At 67.3% G+C, this 18,103-nt stretch carries 15 protein-coding genes, 1 tRNA gene and 1 other RNA gene; 5 read left to right on the top strand and 12 right to left on the bottom strand.

Annotated elements, in window-relative coordinates:
* Positions 1–12: 12 nt before the first annotated feature.
* Positions 13–1,284: an aspartate aminotransferase family protein gene (locus tag ACT3UE_RS08160; protein ID WP_444554524.1), complete on the bottom strand. Its 1,272-nt coding sequence runs from the start codon at positions 1,282–1,284 to the stop codon at positions 13–15.
* Between the two features lie 65 nt (positions 1,285–1,349).
* On the opposite strand from ACT3UE_RS08160, the gene ACT3UE_RS08155 reads away from it, so the two are divergent.
* Positions 1,350–2,348 (top strand): D-2-hydroxyacid dehydrogenase, encoded by a 999-nt coding sequence (locus ACT3UE_RS08155; protein ID WP_444554525.1) that lies wholly within the window; start codon positions 1,350–1,352, stop codon positions 2,346–2,348.
* A 931-nt stretch (positions 2,349–3,279) separates the two neighbouring features.
* On the opposite strand, the gene ACT3UE_RS08150 is transcribed toward ACT3UE_RS08155, so the two are convergent.
* Together ACT3UE_RS08150 and ACT3UE_RS08145 are read right to left on the bottom strand one after the other, a co-directional pair.
* Positions 3,280–3,816, bottom strand: a complete 537-nt coding sequence (locus tag ACT3UE_RS08150) for a nucleoside deaminase (RefSeq protein ID WP_444554527.1) — start codon at positions 3,814–3,816, stop codon at positions 3,280–3,282.
* Positions 3,817–3,890: 74 nt separating this feature from the next.
* A complete protein-coding gene (locus tag ACT3UE_RS08145) occupies positions 3,891–5,177 on the bottom strand; it encodes an aspartate kinase (RefSeq protein ID WP_444554528.1) in 1,287 nt (428 codons plus the stop codon).
* Positions 5,178–5,413: 236 nt separating this feature from the next.
* Between ACT3UE_RS08145 and ACT3UE_RS08140 the strand changes: the two genes are divergently transcribed.
* Positions 5,414–6,433 carry an ABC transporter ATP-binding protein gene (locus ACT3UE_RS08140; protein WP_444554529.1) on the top strand — a complete coding sequence of 340 codons (1,020 nt, stop codon included), beginning with the start codon at positions 5,414–5,416 and terminating at the stop codon, positions 6,431–6,433.
* On the top strand, positions 6,430–7,647 hold the full coding sequence (locus ACT3UE_RS08135; protein ID WP_444554530.1) for an ABC transporter permease: 1,218 nt from the start codon (positions 6,430–6,432) through the stop codon (positions 7,645–7,647). Before ACT3UE_RS08140 ends, ACT3UE_RS08135 begins: the two co-directional genes overlap by 4 nt.
* 97 nt (positions 7,648–7,744) lie before the next feature.
* On the opposite strand, the gene ACT3UE_RS08130 is transcribed toward ACT3UE_RS08135, so the two are convergent.
* From ACT3UE_RS08130 to ehuB, 4 genes are all read right to left on the bottom strand, one after another.
* Positions 7,745–8,530 carry an amino acid ABC transporter ATP-binding protein gene (locus tag ACT3UE_RS08130; protein ID WP_444554562.1) on the bottom strand — a complete coding sequence of 262 codons (786 nt, stop codon included), beginning with the start codon at positions 8,528–8,530 and terminating at the stop codon, positions 7,745–7,747.
* A 46-nt stretch (positions 8,531–8,576) separates the two neighbouring features.
* Complete coding sequence (locus ACT3UE_RS08125; protein WP_444566510.1) at positions 8,577–9,245, bottom strand: amino acid ABC transporter permease; 669 nt, start codon at positions 9,243–9,245, stop codon at positions 8,577–8,579.
* A complete protein-coding gene (gene ehuC / locus ACT3UE_RS08120) occupies positions 9,242–9,970 on the bottom strand; it encodes an ectoine/hydroxyectoine ABC transporter permease subunit EhuC (RefSeq protein WP_444554532.1) in 729 nt (242 codons plus the stop codon). The genes ACT3UE_RS08125 and ehuC overlap by 4 nt, the downstream gene beginning before the upstream one ends.
* A gap of 83 nt (positions 9,971–10,053) precedes the next feature.
* Positions 10,054–10,998: an ectoine/hydroxyectoine ABC transporter substrate-binding protein EhuB gene (gene ehuB, locus ACT3UE_RS08115; protein WP_444554533.1), complete on the bottom strand. Its 945-nt coding sequence runs from the start codon at positions 10,996–10,998 to the stop codon at positions 10,054–10,056.
* A gap of 388 nt (positions 10,999–11,386) precedes the next feature.
* On the opposite strand from ehuB, the gene ACT3UE_RS08110 reads away from it, so the two are divergent.
* Positions 11,387–12,124, top strand: a complete 738-nt coding sequence (locus tag ACT3UE_RS08110; protein WP_444566509.1) for a GntR family transcriptional regulator — start codon at positions 11,387–11,389, stop codon at positions 12,122–12,124.
* A gap of 141 nt (positions 12,125–12,265) precedes the next feature.
* Here the strand turns inward: ACT3UE_RS08110 and recR are convergent, their stop codons facing one another.
* The 5 genes from recR to ACT3UE_RS08085 form a co-directional block, all read right to left on the bottom strand.
* On the bottom strand, positions 12,266–12,862 hold the full coding sequence (recR, locus tag ACT3UE_RS08105; RefSeq protein ID WP_444554535.1) for a recombination mediator RecR: 597 nt from the start codon (positions 12,860–12,862) through the stop codon (positions 12,266–12,268).
* A 42-nt stretch (positions 12,863–12,904) separates the two neighbouring features.
* On the bottom strand, positions 12,905–16,036 hold the full coding sequence (locus ACT3UE_RS08100) for a DNA polymerase III subunit gamma and tau (protein WP_444566508.1): 3,132 nt from the start codon (positions 16,034–16,036) through the stop codon (positions 12,905–12,907).
* Between the two features lie 28 nt (positions 16,037–16,064).
* Positions 16,065–16,991, bottom strand: a complete 927-nt coding sequence (gene gluQRS, locus ACT3UE_RS08095) for a tRNA glutamyl-Q(34) synthetase GluQRS (protein WP_444561450.1) — start codon at positions 16,989–16,991, stop codon at positions 16,065–16,067.
* Positions 16,992–17,022: 31 nt separating this feature from the next.
* Positions 17,023–17,119: signal recognition particle sRNA small type (ffs, locus tag ACT3UE_RS08090), an RNA gene on the bottom strand.
* A gap of 39 nt (positions 17,120–17,158) precedes the next feature.
* Positions 17,159–17,725, bottom strand: a complete 567-nt coding sequence (locus tag ACT3UE_RS08085) for a hypothetical protein (RefSeq protein WP_444561451.1) — start codon at positions 17,723–17,725, stop codon at positions 17,159–17,161.
* Positions 17,726–17,902: 177 nt separating this feature from the next.
* Between ACT3UE_RS08085 and ACT3UE_RS08080 the strand changes: the two genes are divergently transcribed.
* Positions 17,903–17,987: transfer RNA gene (locus ACT3UE_RS08080), tRNA-Ser, on the top strand.
* The last annotated feature ends 116 nt before the right edge of the window (positions 17,988–18,103 follow it).

Here is an 18,103-nt window from a genome sequence, read left to right as displayed (position 1 = left end):
GTGGATTCCTGTCTACGTCCGGCTTAGGGAGCGTTCGGTTACGGCGGAAAGTGCTGCCTCGAAGCGTTCCAGTCCGAGGGTGATCTCCTCGGCGGTGGCGACGAGGGCCGGGATCAGCCGCACGACGTTTCCGTGCGGGCCACAAGTCAGCGTGAGCAGACCGTGTGCGGTGGTCTCCTGCTGCAGGGCCGCCGCCGTCGCCGCGTCGGGGGCACGGTCGGCGGTGCTGAATTCGATGCCCTGCATCAGACCCAGTCCGCGCACGTCGCCGATCGCCGGGAACCGGGCCTGCAGATCCTTCAATCCGGCCTGCAGCTGGTCCCCGCGGATCCGGGAGTTCTCCACGAGCGACTCGTCCTCGACCACGGCCAGGGTCGCGACCCCGGCAGCGGCGGAGACCGCGTTGCCGCCGTAGGTTCCGCCCTGGGAACCGGGCCAGCCCTTGGACATCAGCTCGGTGGAGGCGGCGATGGCGGAGATCGGGAAGCCCGAGGCGATGCCCTTGGCGGTGATCAGGATGTCAGGGGTCGCGGTGGAGTGCTGGTGGCCCCAGAACTTTCCGGTGCGTCCGACGCCGGCCTGCACCTCGTCGATGATCAGCAGGATGCCGTGCTGGTCGGCCCGGGCGCGCAGACCCTCAAGGAAGCGCGGCGGGGTGGGCAGATAGCCGCCGTCGCCCAGCGCCGGTTCGATGATGAAGGCCGCGGTGTCGTTGGGCGCGGTACGGGTGGCCAGCAGGTAATCCAGTTCCTGCAGGGCGAAGTCGACGGCGGTGTCCACATCCCAACCGTAGCGGTAGGCATACGGGAAGGGGGCCATGTGGACCCCCGCCATCAGCGGGGCGAAGCCCGCGGAGAACCGGGTGCCGGCGCTCGTCAGCGAGGCCGCGGCCACGGTGCGTCCGTGGAAGCCGCCCTGGAAGGAGACGATGTTCGGCCGAGCGGTGGCCATGCGGGCCAGGCGGAGCGAGGCCTCGACCGCTTCGGCACCGGAGTTCGCGTAGAACACCGAGTCCAGTCCGGTCGGCAGCTTTTCGCCGAGTTTTTCGGTCAGTTCCAATAATGGCTGATGCATGACCGTGGTGTTCTGGGCGTGGATGATCTTGCCGCACTGTTCCTGGGCGGCGGCCACCACGCGCGGGTGGCAGTGGCCGGTGCTGGCCACCCCGATGCCGGTGGTGAAATCCAGGTACTCGTTCCCGTCCGTGCCGTAGATCCAGGAACCGAGGGCGTGGTCGACCACTACGGGGGTCGCTTGCTTCAACAGGGGGCTCAGTGAGGTCATATGCTCATCGTGGAGGCCCCCTCGGTAGATTGTCAACAATCTTTCGGGCCGGTAGCGTAGGTGACGTGAAACACGATGATTCCCCCCGTCCCCGCCTGGCACTGCTCACTGCCGCCGGCGTTCCCGAACCCCATAATCTGGCAGAGATCCGGGAGCGCGCCGACGTCGTCGTCACCGACGCCGATGGCCTGGCAGCGGCGCTCGAAGGCGCCGATGCCGTCCTGCTCTGGGACTTCTTCTCCTCCGCCCTCAGCGACGCCTGGCATGCCGCCGGCACGGTGGACTGGGTGCATGTCGCCGCAGCGGGCGTGGACGCCATGCTCTTCGACGGGCTGCGGAAGGCCCCGGTGACGCTGACCAACGCCCACGGGACGTTCTCCCAGCCAATCGCCGAGTTCGTGCTGGCGTCAGTGCTCGCCCACGATAAGCAGTTGCACCGCAGCAAGGCCCTGCAGCGCGAACGGACCTGGAAACACCGTGAACTCACCCGCACCGCAGGGTCCCGGGCCATTGTGGTGGGCACCGGGGGCATCGGGCGGGCCACCGCGCGGTTGCTGCGGGCCGTGGGACTACAGGTCGAAGGGGCCGGACGCAGACCACGGGACAACGACCCCGACTTCGGCACCGTGTACACCAGCGACCAGCTGGCGGACCGGGTGGGGGAGGCCGATCATCTGGTCATGGCCGCACCGCTGACCGAGGCCACCCGGGGTATCGTCAACGCCGAGGTGTTGGCCGCGATGAAACCCGGCGCCCATCTGGTGAACATCGGACGCGGGGCTTTGGTGGACGAACCGGCACTGATCGAGGCACTCCGGGCCGGGGAAATCGCCGCCGCGTCCCTGGACGTCGTCGCCGTGGAGCCGATGCCGGTGGACCACCCGTTCTGGGACATGGACCACGTGCACATCTCGGCTCATATGAGTGGGGACGTGCACGGATGGCGCGATGAACTGGCGGACCAGTTCCTGGCCAACCTCGATGCCTTTATCGCCGGCAGGGACTTGGCGAACGTGGTAGATAAGGACCGGGGCTACGTATCCACCGCGCCGGCGTCGTCCTAACGGCAGCCAGGAGCGATCCTGTGACCCATAGCAGCGCCCACTGGGCCAAGAAGAGTTCCGGCTAGTCCGCGAGCGGGGCCGGGGAAGGAGCTCGGCTCGCGGCGCACTGCGAAGCCGTGGGGGATGAGGTCGCGGGGCAGCTCGTCGGCCAGGCCTGTCAGGACGGTCCTGGACTTCTCTTGTCCAGTGTCCCGGTCGTAGCCGATGATGCGGAATTCGGAGCCATCGTTGTTATCCACCAGTTGGACGACTTCCGTGGGGGTGAACACCACCGTGGACGAGGCCGAGTCAGTGCTTTTCCCCTCTACGTCGAAACGGCGCGTCGTTTCTCCGGTTTCCAGGTCGGTGGAGAGTAGGGCGTTCTCCAGGAGTGTCTGCTGATACTCTCCGGTCTTCGCATCCCCACTGGATAGCACCGGTTTCGGTTCCCCCCAGGGCAGCTGAACCGACGTTGGAGATGAAGTAGACGTCGCCGTCCACGCAGGGTGCATCAGCGGCCACTGCGTTCTCGTTGGCGATGTTGCTGGTACCTGCTCCGTGCTCGGTGTGGTCCTTCGTTCCCGGTAACTGCGCGAGGATCATGGGCTCGGTTTCAGGGTCCCCGGTGGGTGAACAGGGGGCGGTGGCGCGGCTGGCCCCATAGACGATTTCGTCGCACTGGGCCGTTCCAGAAGAGGTGCCCCAGGTCCACGCCGTGGGTTCCTCCAAGATCCGTGCTCTATCGGCTGAGAGAGACCACGAACGTGGATTACCCGAGGTTGTCGACCTCAGTGGATGCCAAATCCTGTTTCGCCGAGCCGCCGACGCACCCGGTCATGGTCAGGGCCAGTGCGGTTCCCAGGGCGATGTTCCTGGCTCGAACTCGAGTCTTCCGGTGATGGTGCCGATCTCTTGGTGTGTGGGCGGCCGTAGCGGAGGACCGGGGGAATCGTTACTCGGCGATACCAACCAGCCGCGCCTGCAGGGAGCGGATCTCCGCGGTGAATTCAGGGACCGGGCCGATCACTTCAACGCCCGGGGCGACGGTGTTGATCGGCAACGGTGCCACCGGGCCGGCGGGAATGCCCCATTCGCGGTGCCAGGCGGTGAGTTGTTCGGAGCTGGAGGCCATCACGATGGTCCCCAACCCCACCCAGGCGTGGGCTGCGCTGCACATCGCGCAGTGTTCGCCCGAGGTGTAGACCACCGCCTCACGGCGTTCGGCCGGGCTGAGGTGATTTGCTGCCCACCGGGCGATGGCGATCTCGGGGTGGCGGGTGTCGTCGCCGTCCTTCACCCGGTTGCGGTCCTCGAAACGGACGGTGCCTGCCGCGTCGACCAGGACCGAGCCGAAGGGGTGGTCGCCGTCGTCCAGCGCCTCACGGGCCAGCTCCACGCAGCGGCGCAGATGGCCACGGGCGGTCTCATCCAGCCCGGGGTCATTGGTTCCGGTGCCGCGGTGGTTGCCAGCAGAAGTATTCGCGTCCATGCCGCCAACCTAACAGGAAAGGCCCGGCCTCCCTCGTGAGGGGGGGAGGCCGGGCCCGTGACCTGCGGGAGGCTTTAGCGGCCGGAACCGCCGTGGACCGTTGCCTCGGTCTCACCATCGAGTTCGAAGGCTCCGTGGACGGCGCGCACCGCGGTATCGAGCAGCTCGGCGTCGGTGACCACGGAAATACGGATCTCCGAGGTGGAGATCATGTCCACGTTCACTCCGGCCTGGTGCAGGGCCTCGAAGAAGCGGTAGGAGACGCCGGGGTTCGACCGCATGCCGGCACCGATCAGCGAGAGCTTGCCGACCTGGTCGTTATAGGAGATCTCCTCGAAGCCGATATCGGCTCGGGCCGCTTCCAGAGCGGCCATGGCTTCGGCGCCCTCGGCGCTGGGCAGGGTGAAGGAGATATCCGTCTTGCCGGTTTCGGCCTTGGAGATGTTCTGCACGATCATGTCGATGTTGACGTTGGCGCCGGCGATCACGCCGAAGATCTCAGCAGCGGAGCCGGGGACGTCGGGGACGCCGACCACAGTGATCTTGGCTTCTGAACGGTCGTGGGCCACGCCGGAGATGATGGGCTGTTCCATGGTGTCTCCCTCTTGGAGCTTGATGTTGTCTTCGGGGCTGGGCAGCACCCAGGTTCCCTCATGGTCATTGAAGGATGAGCGCACGTGCAGTGGCACCCCGAAACGGCGGGCGTACTCGACGCAGCGCAGATGCAGGATCTTGGCTCCGTTGGCCGCCATCTCCAACATCTCCTCGCTGGAGATCACATCGATCTTCTGGGCGGCATGCACGATCCGCGGATCCGAGGTGTAGATCCCGTCGACATCCGTGTAGATCTCACAGGAATCGGCACCGAGGGCGGCGGCCAGGGCCACCGCGGTGGTGTCGGAGCCGCCGCGGCCCATCGTGGTGATGTTGTTGGATTCGCGGCTCATGCCCTGGAACCCGGCCACGATGGAGATGTAGCCGCGGTCGATGGCCTGGCGCACGCGATGCGGGGAGACATCGATGATGCGGGCCTTGCCGTGCACCGCATCGGTGATCATGCCGGCCTGGCTGCCGGTGAAGGACACCGCCTGGCTGCCGGAGGAGTTGATCGCCATGGCCAGCAGGGCCATGGAGATGCGCTCACCGGCGGACAAGAGCATGTCCATTTCGCGGGCGGGGGGTGAATCGGTGAGCTGATTGGACAGATCAAGCAGCTCATCGGTGGTGTCACCCATGGCCGAAACCACGGCGACGACGTCGTTCCCGGCCTCCTTGGTGGCGAGGATCCGGGCCGCGACGCGTTTGATGCCTTCGGCATCAGCGACCGACGAACCGCCGAACTTTTGGACAATCAGGCTCATGCGTTTGCACACTCCACGGTGTTGGGGACAAGACGGCCGGCCGCCGAGCCGGCCGGGCACATTCTTAACCAGTGTAACGAGGCTGCGGCGTGGTGCCGTGTTCGAGTGACTGTGAACCGTCATGATTCGCCCCGGGATCATCCCGTGGGGTGACTGCCCCTGCCACGAACCAACGTAGGATGATCGGCACGATCACGGGGCAGAAGCCACCGTGGCGCAGTCTGTCAGGAGGGGTGATGGGCATCCAGGAAACCCAGTACGACGGCGGTGCTCCGGCACGGACACCGGAGGCCGGAACGGGGGTGGTTGCCATCGGCTTGGCCCGCTCCTTCGGAACCATCCGCGCGGTCGAGGCCATGGATTTCACGGCGCGGCCCGGGGAAGTCACCGCATTGATCGGCCCCAACGGTTCGGGCAAGACCACTTTGCTGCTCATGCTTTCCTCGCTGCTGGCCCCCGATTCCGGGAGCATCAGCATCTGCGGCATCAATCCGGTCGATGATCCGCGGGCGGCCAGGGCCCGGCTCGGCTGGATGCCGGACACCCTGGGTGTCTGGGAGGAGCTGACCGTCCACGAGATCCTGGCGATGATGGGCCGGCTCTACGGAGCGTCCAAGGCCGATGCCGCCGCCCGGGCCCATGAGTTGTTGAAGCTGGTGAAGCTTGACGAATTCGCCTCCCGACCGGCCCGCGTCCTCTCCCGGGGACAACAGCAGAAACTTTCCCTGGCCAGGGCGTTGGTCAATGATCCACAGGTCCTGCTGCTGGACGAACCCGCCTCCGGGCTGGACCCGGGAGCCAGGATCGAACTGCGCACCCTGCTGCGTGAGCTGGCCGGGCGGGGACGCACCGTGGTGGTGAGCTCCCATGTGCTGGCCGAACTCGACGAGATGGCCGACCGGGCGGTCTTCGTTGCGGCCGGCCGGACCGTCAGCGAACAACGCGTCGACGATGCGGGGACCAGAGGGCGCCGCTATGCCATCGAAGCCCTGGACCGCGAAGCGCTGACCGACGCCCTGGAGCACGCCGGGATCGAATTCACCCTTCCGGCAGGAACCCGGCGGGCAGCGGCCGTGGTCCTCCTCGGGTCGGAGGCGGAAGCCGCGGCCCTGTTGCGCCAACTCGTCGCCGCCGGGGTGGCCGTAGTGGCCTTCGCGCCCGCCGCGGGGATCCTGGAGGAGTCCTATCTGCGCGCCGTGACCACCTCCTCGGATCCTTCCACCCGTCCAACACCAGCAGAGGAGCCCCGGCCATGAGTACCTCGACGACCACGCGCCGCCCCGACGACGAGGGCCGGGGCGGAGAACGGCGCAGTGGATCCGCACTGGGCTTCTGGGCGGGAGCCGGCACCGTCTTCCAACTGGAAAGCCGGCAGCGGATGCGCTCACGCGGCTGGTACGTGATGCTGGCCGTCTGGTTCGTCGTCACGGCACTGGTCGCCGGGCTGGCCGCGTGGACCGCCGGATCCGAAGAGGGTTTCGGGCAGGTCATGTTCGAGCTGGTCATCGGGTTCGTGCTGTTCTTCGGTCTGCTGGTGGCCCCGGCACTGTCGGCCAATACGATCACCGGCGACCGCGCCGGCGGGACCCTGGCCATCCTGCAGAACACCCTGCTCACCCCGGGGCAGATCCTCTGTGGAAAATGGCTGGCGGCCTGGGTTTCCTCGCTGGCCTTCCTGCTGGTCTCGGTCCCGATGATCATCTGGGCGATGACCTATGGGGACGTCTACCTTCCCGCCGTTCCGGTGCTGGTGCTGCTGACCGCGGTGGAACTGGGCATCGCCTGCGCGATCGGGGTGGGTATTTCCGCCCGCTCGGCACGGCCGCTGTTCGCGATCGTCGCCAGCTATCTGGTGGTGGCCCTGCTGGGGCTGGGAACGGTGATCATCTACGGGTTGAGCTTCCAACTGGTCAAGGGAACGGCCATGGCCTCCGAACAGATCTGGCCCGACGACCCCTGGGATGACGTCCAGTACAACGACCAAGGCGAAGCGGTGGACGCCCACGGGGAGGTCATCGAGGACCAGGAAGCCTACTTCGCCGAGATCGAGGAGAAGGCGGTGATGAACTACGACGGACAGGACTTCACCTGTGGCAAGTCACTGTCCCGGATCACCGTCTACCACACCGAACGGAACACGTGGCTGCTGGCGGCCAACCCCTTCGTGGTGGTCGCCGACGCGGCCCCGGTGAAGCCCCGGGCAGCAGCCGACGATTATTACGGGGAAGGGCCGATGGAGGCCGTCAGTTCCATCGTCCGTCAATCACAGCGCGGCGCCGCGGCGATGGACCCTTGCCTCGACGGGGTGAAACAGCCGGTGGTTGATGAGACCGACCTGGCCGGTACCGCCCCGCTTTGGCCGCTGGGTCTGGGAGTCCAGGTCGTGCTGGCCGCGGGGTTGCTGGAGTCGGGCCGTCGCCGGCTGCGTACTCCGGTGAAGAAGCTCGCGCGGGGGAGCCGGCTGGCATGAGAACGGCCGGGCCCCGTGAGGGGCCCGGCCGCAATGCTGCCGCGTGGGCGGTGGTATGGACGCGGGTGTTCCCATCCCCCCGGGAACACCCGCGCGACTAGCGGGTGCCGATGGTGTCTTCGCCGTCGCCGAGCACGGCGTGCAGGAAGTCCTTCGTGCGCTGGTGCTTCGGATCGCTGAACATGACCGAAGGCGAGGCCTCTTCAACGATCTTTCCACCATCGAACATCAGCACCCGGTTGGAGACATCACGGGCGAACTGCATCTCGTGGGTGACGATGAGCATGGTGATATCGGTGGTTTCGGCGATATTGCGCAGGATGCCCAGCACATCGCCGACGATCTCCGGGTCCAGGGCACTGGTGACTTCGTCCAACAGCAGGATCTCCGGGTCCATGGCCAGGGCCCGGGCAATGGCCACGCGCTGCTGCTGTCCACCGGAGAGCGACGTCGGGTGGGCGCCGGCCTTATCGGAGAGACCGACCCGTTCCAACAACTCCTTGGCCTTCAGCGTGGCCTCGCGCTTGGACTGTCCGAGCACATGCACCGGGGCTTCGATGATGTTCTCCACCACGGTCATGTTGGGGAAGAGGTTGAACTGCTGGAAGACCATGCCGATCCGTTGGCGGATGCGCTTCTGGTTCCTCTTGCTGACGGGGACCCGCTTGCCACCGCGTTCCTCGTGCGTCAGCGGCTCACCACCGACGAAGATGTATCCGCCGGTGAGCTCCTCCAACGTCATGACCAGACGCAGGATCGTGGTCTTGCCGGAACCCGAGGGACCGATGAGGGTGACCCTGTCGCCTTTCTGGACACTGAAGTTCAGGTCGTGCAGCACCACGTTGTCGCCGAAGGCCTTCTCGACATCGCGGAAGTCGATCACGGGGGAGCCAGCGCCGCCGGCACCTGCCGTCTGGGTGGCTGTTGACTCAGGTTTTGTAGGCAAGGCGCGTTTCCAATCTGCCAATGAGAAGTGAGGTCGGGTAGCTGGCCAGCAGGAAGATGATGCCCACCAGGGTGAACGCTTCGGTGTACCGGTAGGTGTCACCACCGTAGATCCTGGCGGCGTTGACCATGTCGACGACGCCGATGACCAGCAGATACGGGGTGTCCTTGAACATCGAGATCGCGTAGTTGCCCAAGGCGGGGATGGTCGCGCGCAGGGCCTGCGGGATGATGATCGCGGTCCAGGTCCGTAGCGTCGACATCGACAGGGCGGTGGTGGCTTCCCACTGCCCCTTGGGTACCGAATCAATGCCGGCCCGGTAGACCTCGGACATGTAGGTCGCGTAGTGGATCCCGTAGACGATCACACCGATCGTGATCAGATCCAAGGACAGGAAGGCGTAGGAGGCGAAGAGCAACTGGATGATGATCGGGGTCATCCGGATGACGTTCGCGATCCACTTCACCGCCTCGGACAGCGGACGGGGCAGAACCCGGATCGCCATGGCGATCACCAGCCCCAGGATCGAGGCGATCACGGTGCCCAGGACGGTGACCAACAGGGTCACCTTCACGAACTGCGTCAGCAGCGTGGGCAGGACTTCCGCGGCAGCGCTCCAGTGCCATTCGAAGGCGGCGGAAATGCCAATCATGAGGCACCTCCTGCCGGGGTGCTTGCCGGGGGCGCCGGGGAGAGTATCCGCCAGAGCGACTTGCCCTGGCCGAGCTTGTGCTTGGCCTGATGCTCCAGCGCGTTCATGAAGTACATGAGGACCAGGGCGAAGACGAAGTAACTCAGGATGCCGACCACTCCGTAGGTGAAGAGGGTTCCTGCCGTGCGTTTGACCTGTTCGAGCTGGTAGGTCAGATCGGCCAACGTGATGAATCCCACGATGGCGGTGCCTTTCATCAGGTGGACCAGCAGGCTGGATAACGAGGGGATCATCAGGGCCCAGGCCTGGGGGAAGATGATCCGGCGCATGCGTTGGATGGGACCGAGGCTCAGCGCGGTGGTGGCCTCCCACTGCCCCGTGGGTACTGCCTGGATCGAGCCGCGGACGACTTCGGCGGAGTACGCGCCGTAGTTCAGGCCTAGGGCCATCACCCCGACCAGCATCGGGTGGAGGTCAATGCCCAGCAGAGGCAGGACGAAGAAGAGCCAGAAGACCTGGACCACGAGGGAGGTCCCGCGGAAGAACTCGATGACGACGCGGGCGGGGATGCGGAATCCCTTGGCGGGGCTGGCTGCTGCCAGACCCAGGATCACGGCGAGGATGAAGGCGGCGATGGCGCCGAAGATCGTCAGCTCAATGGTGACTACGAGACCGTCGAGCAGGCGGGGCATGGCCTCGCCGATCGCGGCAAATTTCTCGTCCACGAGGGATGGGCTCCTTCTGGTGCGGGGGACGGGCTAGCAGCGCTGCGGCCGACCGAAAGGCCGGCCGCAGCGAGATGTTGCTATTACTCGTCGTCGGGAGCACCCTCACAGAGCTGTTCGGTGGTCATGTCCTTCGGCGGCAGGTTCTCTGCCGTGAAGCCGAATTCACCGACGACATCCAGGTAGGAGTCCTCGGATTCGGTGACCTTGGCCAGGCCCTCGTTGTAGGCCTCGCGCAGTTCGTCGTCGCCCTTGGCGAAGACGGTCGAGCCGGCACCGAGCTGCTTGACGCCGTCGATCTCCTGGACGAACGGGTCGCCGACGGAGATGTTGGCATCCGGGTTGTCCTTGGCCATGGTGGTCAGCGAGATCGCGGTCATGGCGAAGGCATCGGCGCGACCGTTGTCCACGGTGTCCATGCCCGTCTGTGCGTCGGGAACGGACTGGACCTTCAGACCCAGCGACTTCGCGTAGCCGGCTTCGATGCCGCCAGCGAGCACGGCGAGCTTGACCTTCTCACCGTTGTCCATCTTGGACTTGATCGTGTCGAGGTCGTCGAGACCCTTCGGGTTGTCCTTCTGGGTCATCACGGCCGTGGTGTACATGATTTCCGGATCGGCGAAGTCGGCCTCGGCGCAACGCTCGGGCAGGATCGACATGCCGGCACTGACGGCGTCGAAGCGTCCGGCCTTCAGACCGGGAATCAGTGAATTCCAGTCCACGAGCTTGGAATCGACCTTGTCGATGCCCATGTCGCCGAAGATCTTCTCGGCCAGCGCGATGGTTGCGCCGGTGGGCTTGCCGTTCTCTTCATAGGAATAGGGGACCTCGCCGGCGATGGCAACGGTGATGGAGCCCTGGTCCTTCAGCTCCTGCAGGTGGCCGGACCCGGCCTCCACGGCGCCGCTTTCGCCGCCTGCTTCGCTGTCGGTGGTCGTGGAACCGCCACAACCGCTCAGGGCGAGGGAAGCGGAAGCAAGGACGGCGCCGGTGGCCAGCAGGGACCTGCGACGGATACTGCGGATCATGGTGTACCTCTTTCAGGGATGCATTGACCGGAAGGCGACGGTCCAGCCTCCCCCTAGGAGAACGGACCGACGTCGGGCGGACCCGACCGGTTGGTACTGAGTGGTGTGAATCACGCTAGTCATGAAATAGTCAATTGACAATCCGATTTTCCAGACGTTGGATTGTCAACAATCAAGGTTCGATGATGCCTAAACCGCGGAAACCCGCGGAATTTGGGTCCTTCAGCTCAAGAAAAAGTCCGTGAAGTACTCCACAATCACGATTAAGTTACGATCGAACACCCGCGAATGCGGTGGCATGCCCCTCACAGGGACCAGTCGTCGCACTCCGAGGGCGGCAGAGAGGGAACTTCCAATGCCCATGGGGCACCACTCAACGGCACCGAACATGGCACGGGTGCAACGGTCTTCCACGGTCGACCTGATCACCACCGAGCTGCGCAATGCGATCTATGAAGGACTACTTCTGCCGGGAAGCCAACTCCATGAGTCGATCGTTGCCCAACAACTGGGCGTGAGCAGGGGATCCCTGCGTGAATCCGCCCAACGACTGGTCCAGGACGGGCTGCTGATCGCCCGCCCGGGACAGGGGCTGAAGGTGGCCACGGTCGGCGTCGACGATCTGGAGTCCCTCTACGCGGCCCGTCTGGTCATCGAAGGGGCCGCTCTACGCACCCTGGCCGGGCTTGCGGGCCGCGATGCCAGAAGGGGGCGCCTGGCTACCGTCATGGCGCTGCTGGAACGGCTGGAACATTGGGAAGCCGGGAAGGAGGTTCCCGGGTCCCCGCGCGCCATCGGGGACACGGACCTGGATTTGCATTTTGAAACAGTACGGGCCGCCGGGAATCTACGGATGGCCCACTACATGACGTCATTGGTCATGGAGACCCGGATCGCCAGCCTGGGACACCCGAGGGGCTATATCGTGCGCACCGACGTGGGGGAGGTGCATCGACAGCGTCTGGAGCTGGTGCTTTCGGGGCGGGGGGACGCCGCGGTGGAGCAGCTCAGCGAACACTTCCGGGACACCCTGGACCGGCTGACCGGGCGGGCAGCTGCGACGGTGGCCACGGCCGCCGTCGAACAGCCCGGAAAGGGCCAGCAGTTGGGACCCATCGCGACCTGAGCGCTTCCACGGGTGGAGCCGGTACCACCGGGCACCTATGCAGGAAACCCATGCCGAGCCGCGCCGGAACCGCTGCCGGGGATCCGGCCCCCGTGGCAGGAACCGACCAATCGGTCCAGGGGGTAGCCGGGACCGGGCAGGTCAGGACATGACGCGGCGGCCTTCGAAGGCCCGACCCAGGGTGACCTCGTCGGCGTATTCCAGATCCCCGCCCACGGGAAGCCCGGAGGCCAGACGGGAAATCTTGATGCCGATGGTGGAGAGCATGCGGGCCAGGTAGGTGGCCGTTGCTTCGCCTTCGAGGTTCGGGTCGGTGGCGATGATGACCTCGGTGATCTTGTCGTCGTGCAACCGTCCGAGCAGTTCGCGGATGTGCAGCTGGTCCGGCCCGATCCCCGCGATCGGGTTGATGGAGCCGCCGAGCACGTGGTAGCGACCGCGGAAGGAGCGCGTGCGTTCGACCGCCATGACGTCCTTGGACTCCTCGACCACGCACAACACGGTGTCCTCACGGCGCGGATCACGACAGATGCTGCAGGTCTCGGATTCGGTGACGTTGAAGCAGACCGTGCAGAACTTCACCTTGTCCTTGACCGCACGGATGGCATCAGCGAGCCGGTTCATGTCCTCCCGATCGGCTTCCAGGACGTGGAAGGCGATGCGTTGGGCGGATTTGGGCCCGATGCCGGGCAGCCGACCGAACTCGTCGATCAGCTCTTGGACTGCACCTTCGTACACGAAACCTCACACTGCAAAGTCGGATGACGGCTCCGGGGGAACCTAGATGATCGGGGTGCCGTCGTGGTTGCGCTCCTCGATCAGGCGGCCGTTGAGCAGGCGTTCGATCGCCGGACGGCCGACCATCCCGGATTCCTCGATGGAGATGTCATCGTCGCTGGGAATGTCCTCAACGTACGTCGATTCTACGTCCGTCCGGGGCTCCGGGGGTGTTGCCCCGCCGCCGGAGGCCATTCCTGGGGCGGACGGGGCGGACTGGTCCTTCATCCGGGCCTGGTTCAACAGCTGCTGGTACCGGCTCATCGGCTTATCGGAAACGGGCTGCGGAGCCTCCCGTTCGGGCACGGCAGGGGCCGAAGGCGGGGGGACGGCCCCGGGAGCCGGGGCCACTGGTGCCCCGAAGCCAGCCGGTGCCGGGGCTGCTGGTGTCACCGGATCGGTGGGGGCGGGGGCCGCGGGCGTGGCAGCACCTGCAGGTGCCGGGGCCGCCGGAGCAGGGGACTCTGCCGGTGTCGGGGCTGCCGGTGCGGGGGCGGCCGGAGCGCCGGCTTCCCGGGGTGCCGGTGCCGTCGCCGAGGGGGCGGCGTCGACGGGCGCAGGTGCAGGTGTGGCCGGCTCCGGACGCTGCCAGGTCTCGCCCTCCGGGGCGGTGGCCCGAGGAGTCGGGGGGTCGGCCGGTGGCGCGGCGGGTCCGGCGGGCTCGTCCCAGGGGGCCACCGGTACGGTGTCGCTGCCCCAGTCGTAGCCGCCGTCGTCCTCGGGCTCCGGGCCGAAGTCCGCGGGCCCCTCATCGGGGGTCTGCGAGGGGGCGCCGGGTGAAGGTCGGGGGCTCGGCGCTGCGGCTCGATGCTGGCGCAAGGCCGCGGCCGGGCCCGAGGCGGCCGGGGCCTGGGCCTGGGGACTGCTGTCCCCGGGAGAAGGTGCTGCCGGAGGTCGGGCCGCGGGGGCCGGCTCCGCGGATGCCGGGCCGGGGGTGTCCCGGCCCTGGGGTGCCTGCTGCGCGGGCGCGGGCCGGCTGGGCGTGGAGCGGGCGGGCGTGGGTGCTGCCGGAGCGCTGTTCGTCGCTACCGGGCCGCGGGACGCCGGCGCGGGCCGGCGCTCAGCTTTTGGGCCCGAACCACCCGCCGGAACGGAACCCCCGCCGGTGATGACGATCTCGGGTGCGACACCCAGGATGTGATTGATGGCGCCCCGGAGCAGGTCGGTGTTCTCCTGCTTGGCGGCAAAGGCCTTCATCGGTCCCGGGTTGGCGAAGGCGACCGTCAAGGTCCGTCCGTCGAATCCGGCCAGCGAGGCGTGCGGTTGGATCGTCATCCACACGAACTTCTTCTCCTGGCGCAAGGCGTCCATGATTTCCGGCCAGGCCCGGCGGAACATCTCCACCGTGCCGGCCGCGCCTCCGGCGGCGGGTTCCTCGGCGGCTGGTTCTTCAGTGGCAGGTTCCTGCGCGGCTGCCGGTTCGTTGACCGGCGCCGGGGGTTCTTCCGGAGCCCCGGAGGAGGCGGGTACGTGCTGTTCCGGGGCCGCGGAGGGCGGGGCAGCAGTTGTGGGCCCGGCGGGTGGCGCCTCGGCAGGCGGTGATGGTTGCTCGTCGACGGGACCCCAGGCACCCCAGTCGGCCGCAGACTCCTGCGGCGTGGTGGTGGATTCGGTGGCTGCCGCCGGGGCGTCCGGTGCCGGGGCAGCGGTTTGGGGCTCGGCCGGCGGCGGGGTGGCTGCCGGTTCGGTGGGGCGCGGTGCCGCGCCGTGCGGTTCGGTGGCCGCCGGCGTGGAGGCGACGGTGGGGGTCGGCTCCACGGCCTGGGGAGCGGCCTGGGCAGCGGCGGGTTGCTGGGGCTCGGGGGTGGCCGGCTGGTCCTTGCCGCGGGCGGCCCGCAATGCTTCGCGGGCCGCGGCCGCCCCCTGGGGGCCGGGTGTGAACTCGAAACCCGTGGCGGCCCGGGGCGTGCCGGCATCGGGGGCCGGGGCGTCGGCCGCTGGCTGGCCGGCCGGGACCTCGGGAACGTCCCCGGCGTAGCTGAGGCGGCGTTCGATCCGGTCCACCCGGGCATTGACGCCGCGCTCGGTGGCATCCGAGGCCGGCAGCAGCAGCCGGGCGCACAGCAGTTCGAGGTGCAACCGCGGGCTGGTGGCCCCGGTCATCTCGGTCAGGGCCTGGTTGGTGACGTCGGCGCTGCGGCTGAGTTCGGCATGGCCCAGCAGTGTGGCCTGCTGGGTCATGCGGTGCAACTGGTCCTCGGGCAACCCGCGGATGACGTGGGAGGCGTCTTCGGGCATCGCCTTGACGATGATCAGGTCACGGAAGCGCTCGAGCAGGTCCTCGACGAAACGGCGTGGATCATGCCCGGTCTGGATGACCCGGTCCACCGCCGAGAAGACGGTCGCCGCGTCCTGGGCGGCCATGGCGTCCACGACGTCGTCCAGCAAGGTGGCATGGGTGTACCCGAGCAGGGACACGGCCAGTTCGTAGTCCAGCCCCTCGACCCCGGCGCCGGCCATCAGCTGGTCCAGCACCGAGAGGGAATCGCGCACCGAACCGCCGCCGGCCCGAATGACCAGCGAGAGCACCCCGGGGGCCACGGGCATCTCCTCCTGGGCGCAGAGCCGCTCGAGGTAGGCCATCAGGGGTTCGGGCGGGACGAGCCGGAACGGGTAATGGTGCGTGCGGGATTTGATGGTCCCGATGACCTTGTCCGGTTCGGTGGTCGCGAAGATGAATTTGATGTGCTCCGGCGGCTCCTCGACGATCTTGAGCAGCGCGTTGAAGCCGGCCGAGGTCACCATATGGGCCTCGTCGATGATGAAGATCTTGTACCGGTCGCGGACCGGGGCGAAGGTGGCCCGTTCGCGCAGGTCGCGGGCGTCGTCGACGCCGCCGTGGGAGGCGGCATCGATTTCGATGACATCGAGTGAACCGGATCCGCCGGTGGCCAACTCCAGGCAGCTGTCGCAGGTGCCGCAGGGATCCGCCGTCGGACCCTGGGCGCAGTTCAGGCAACGGGCCAGGATCCTGGCCGAGGTGGTCTTGCCGCAACCACGCGGACCCGAGAAGAGGTAGGCATGGTTCACCCGGTTCTTCGACAGGGCAGCCATCAACGGGGTGGTGACATGCTCCTGCCCGATCACGTCCGCGAAGGCGTCCGGACGGTAACGACGGTAAAGGGCTGTACTCACGAGTCGAAGCCTATCCGTTCCGCCGGGCTCATTGCATCCCCGAGGTGTCCGCGGTGAACCCGCCGAACACCCACGGTTCGAGGGGAAGGCCGGCGGGGTCGAAGGAGTCCAGCGCGGCGGCCAGCGGACCACCGGGAAGCCCCAACGATTCCAACAGCAGGGACCGCACCCGGGGCGGGGGGACGCCGTCGTGGTCCAGCTGCGCCAACGTGACCGAACCGTCCCGTTTGGCCAGGCGTCGGCCCTGGTCGTTCAGGACCAGCGGCACGTGCCCGTACTCCGGCAGTTCCGTGCCGTGGAAGTCTCCGGCCAGCCCGGATAGCAGGGTGGCCAGGTACCCCTGCCGTGGGGTGGAGGGCAACAGATCGTCACCGCGGACCACCTGATCGATCCCCTGCAGGGCGTCGTCGACCACGACGGCGAGGTTGTAGGCGGGGACCCCGTCGTTGCGGACGACGACGAAGTCATCCACGACCCCGGTGTATTCCCCGTGCAGGACATCGGTGATGGTGAACTGCACGACGTCGGTGCGCAACCGCAGCGCCGCCGGACGCGTGGCCCGGCGGCTGGCCCGTTCGGCCCGGCCCAACCCGCGGCAGGTGCCCGGATAGGCCCCGGGGGCGGCATGGGGGGCCGAGGGGGCCTCGGCGATATCGCGGCGGGTGCAGAAGCATTCATAGAGCAGACCGGCCGCCTCCAGGGCGTCGATGGCCGCACGGTAGCCCTCGGGGCGTTCGCTTTGGCGGACCGCGGGGCCGTCCCAGTCGATGCCGATGGCGCGCAGATCGGCCAACTGGAGTTCCTCGGCGCCGGCCCGGGCACGGTCCAGGTCCTCCACCCGCAGCAGGAAGTCCCGGCCGGTGGAGCGGGCGAAGAGCCACGCGAGCACGGCGGTGCGCAGGTTCCCCACATGCAGTTCACCCGAGGGGCTGGGGGCGTAACGGCCGGCACCCATGGTGGCCTCCTCAACGCGCGGCGGTGGGAAAAGTAAAGACCCCTCATGCACCTGCCAGAGCCCACCTACCCTTGCTACCTTCCGGTCCTGGGGGAGTTCGACGGGATGACACCACATGAGGGGCCGACAAATAGTGTACCTGAAAACGGCTGCGACCCGAGCCGGGATCAGCCCTCCCCGTCGCGCTCGGACTTCACTGCGTCGGCCACGACCCGGGTTTCGGGGGAGTAGGCGTAGAGGTGCCCGCCGTCGAAGGAGACCCACCACTTCCCGCAGAGGTGCGTCGTCTCCTGCTCTTGTCCTGCCGGCCACCAGTCGACCTCCAACAGGGGGCTGCGGTGCAGCGCGTCGGCGTCGTCGGCGGCCTCGGCCTTCGAACGCCCCTCCCGGACCAGACCGCCTTCGATCTCGCTGGCCGTCGGCGATCCGGGGGTCTTCAGCCCGAGGCAGGATTCCGGCAGGGTGGTGTCGGGGACGTCCATGACGATGAGGCGTTCATGACCGGTGGTGCGCTGTTCCTCCTGGATGGCCGAAGCCTGCTCCGGGACCCACGAGGGCAGGACCTGCTCGGCGGAGGGCTCCTGGAGGTTGGTGAATTCGTAGCTCTCGGCTTTGTCGTATCGGTCGCCGCCCATCGAGGAGAGGTCGCTGCAGCCGGTAGCTGCACAGAGGACGACGCCGAGGCCTGCGGTGGCTCCGAGGAGCCGGGTGGTGGAGATCGGTGTGGATTTCATGCTCCCCACGCTATGGAGCGTCCCCGGGCCCGCGGATCGGGCCGTGGGCCCCATTGCCGCCTGCCGTGGTCATCCCGCCGGATGACCGTGGAGGGGCCGGCGCGGCAGGGGCCGGTACCCCGATTCGGCCTGTGGCGATTCTTCCGGTAGTCTGGAGCCTGCTCTTTTGGGCAATCTGGAGGATTCGCCTAGCGGCCTATGGCGCACGCCTGGAACGCGTGTTGGGTTCACGCCCTCGGGGGTTCAAATCCCCCATCCTCCGCGGATGCAGAAGCGGCCTCGACATCGAGAATGTCGGGGCCGCTTTTGTCTGCCCGGAAACCGGTTCCTGTCGCGGCCGTGCATTCGTGCTTACCATGGGCAGTAGGTCCGCTGCCG

Source organism: Arthrobacter sp. 179, assembly GCF_052379645.1.
Lineage (GTDB): Bacteria > Actinomycetota > Actinomycetes > Actinomycetales > Micrococcaceae > Arthrobacter_H.
The sequence above is the reverse complement of the archived record's forward strand: the minus strand, read 5'-3'. Positions and strand labels throughout refer to the sequence as shown.

Excerpts from the sequence above, each read along its gene's own strand:
- ACT3UE_RS08140 (WP_444554529.1), top strand. The coding sequence starts at position 5,414 with ATGGGCATCCAGGAAACCCAGTACGACGGCGGTGCTCCGGCACGGACA.
- ACT3UE_RS08085 (WP_444561451.1), bottom strand. The coding sequence starts at position 17,725 with ATGAAATCCACACCGATCTCCACCACCCGGCTCCTCGGAGCCACCGCA.
- ACT3UE_RS08125 (WP_444566510.1), bottom strand. The coding sequence starts at position 9,245 with ATGATTGGCATTTCCGCCGCCTTCGAATGGCACTGGAGCGCTGCCGCG.
- ACT3UE_RS08160 (WP_444554524.1), bottom strand. The coding sequence starts at position 1,284 with ATGACCTCACTGAGCCCCCTGTTGAAGCAAGCGACCCCCGTAGTGGTC.
- gluQRS (WP_444561450.1), bottom strand. The coding sequence starts at position 16,991 with ATGGGTGCCGGCCGTTACGCCCCCAGCCCCTCGGGTGAACTGCATGTG.
- ehuB (WP_444554533.1), bottom strand. The coding sequence starts at position 10,998 with ATGATCCGCAGTATCCGTCGCAGGTCCCTGCTGGCCACCGGCGCCGTC.
- ACT3UE_RS08150 (WP_444554527.1), bottom strand. The coding sequence starts at position 3,816 with ATGGACGCGAATACTTCTGCTGGCAACCACCGCGGCACCGGAACCAAT.
- ACT3UE_RS08145 (WP_444554528.1), bottom strand. The coding sequence starts at position 5,177 with ATGAGCCTGATTGTCCAAAAGTTCGGCGGTTCGTCGGTCGCTGATGCC.
- ACT3UE_RS08135 (WP_444554530.1), top strand. The coding sequence starts at position 6,430 with ATGAGTACCTCGACGACCACGCGCCGCCCCGACGACGAGGGCCGGGGC.
- ACT3UE_RS08110 (WP_444566509.1), top strand. The coding sequence starts at position 11,387 with ATGGCACGGGTGCAACGGTCTTCCACGGTCGACCTGATCACCACCGAG.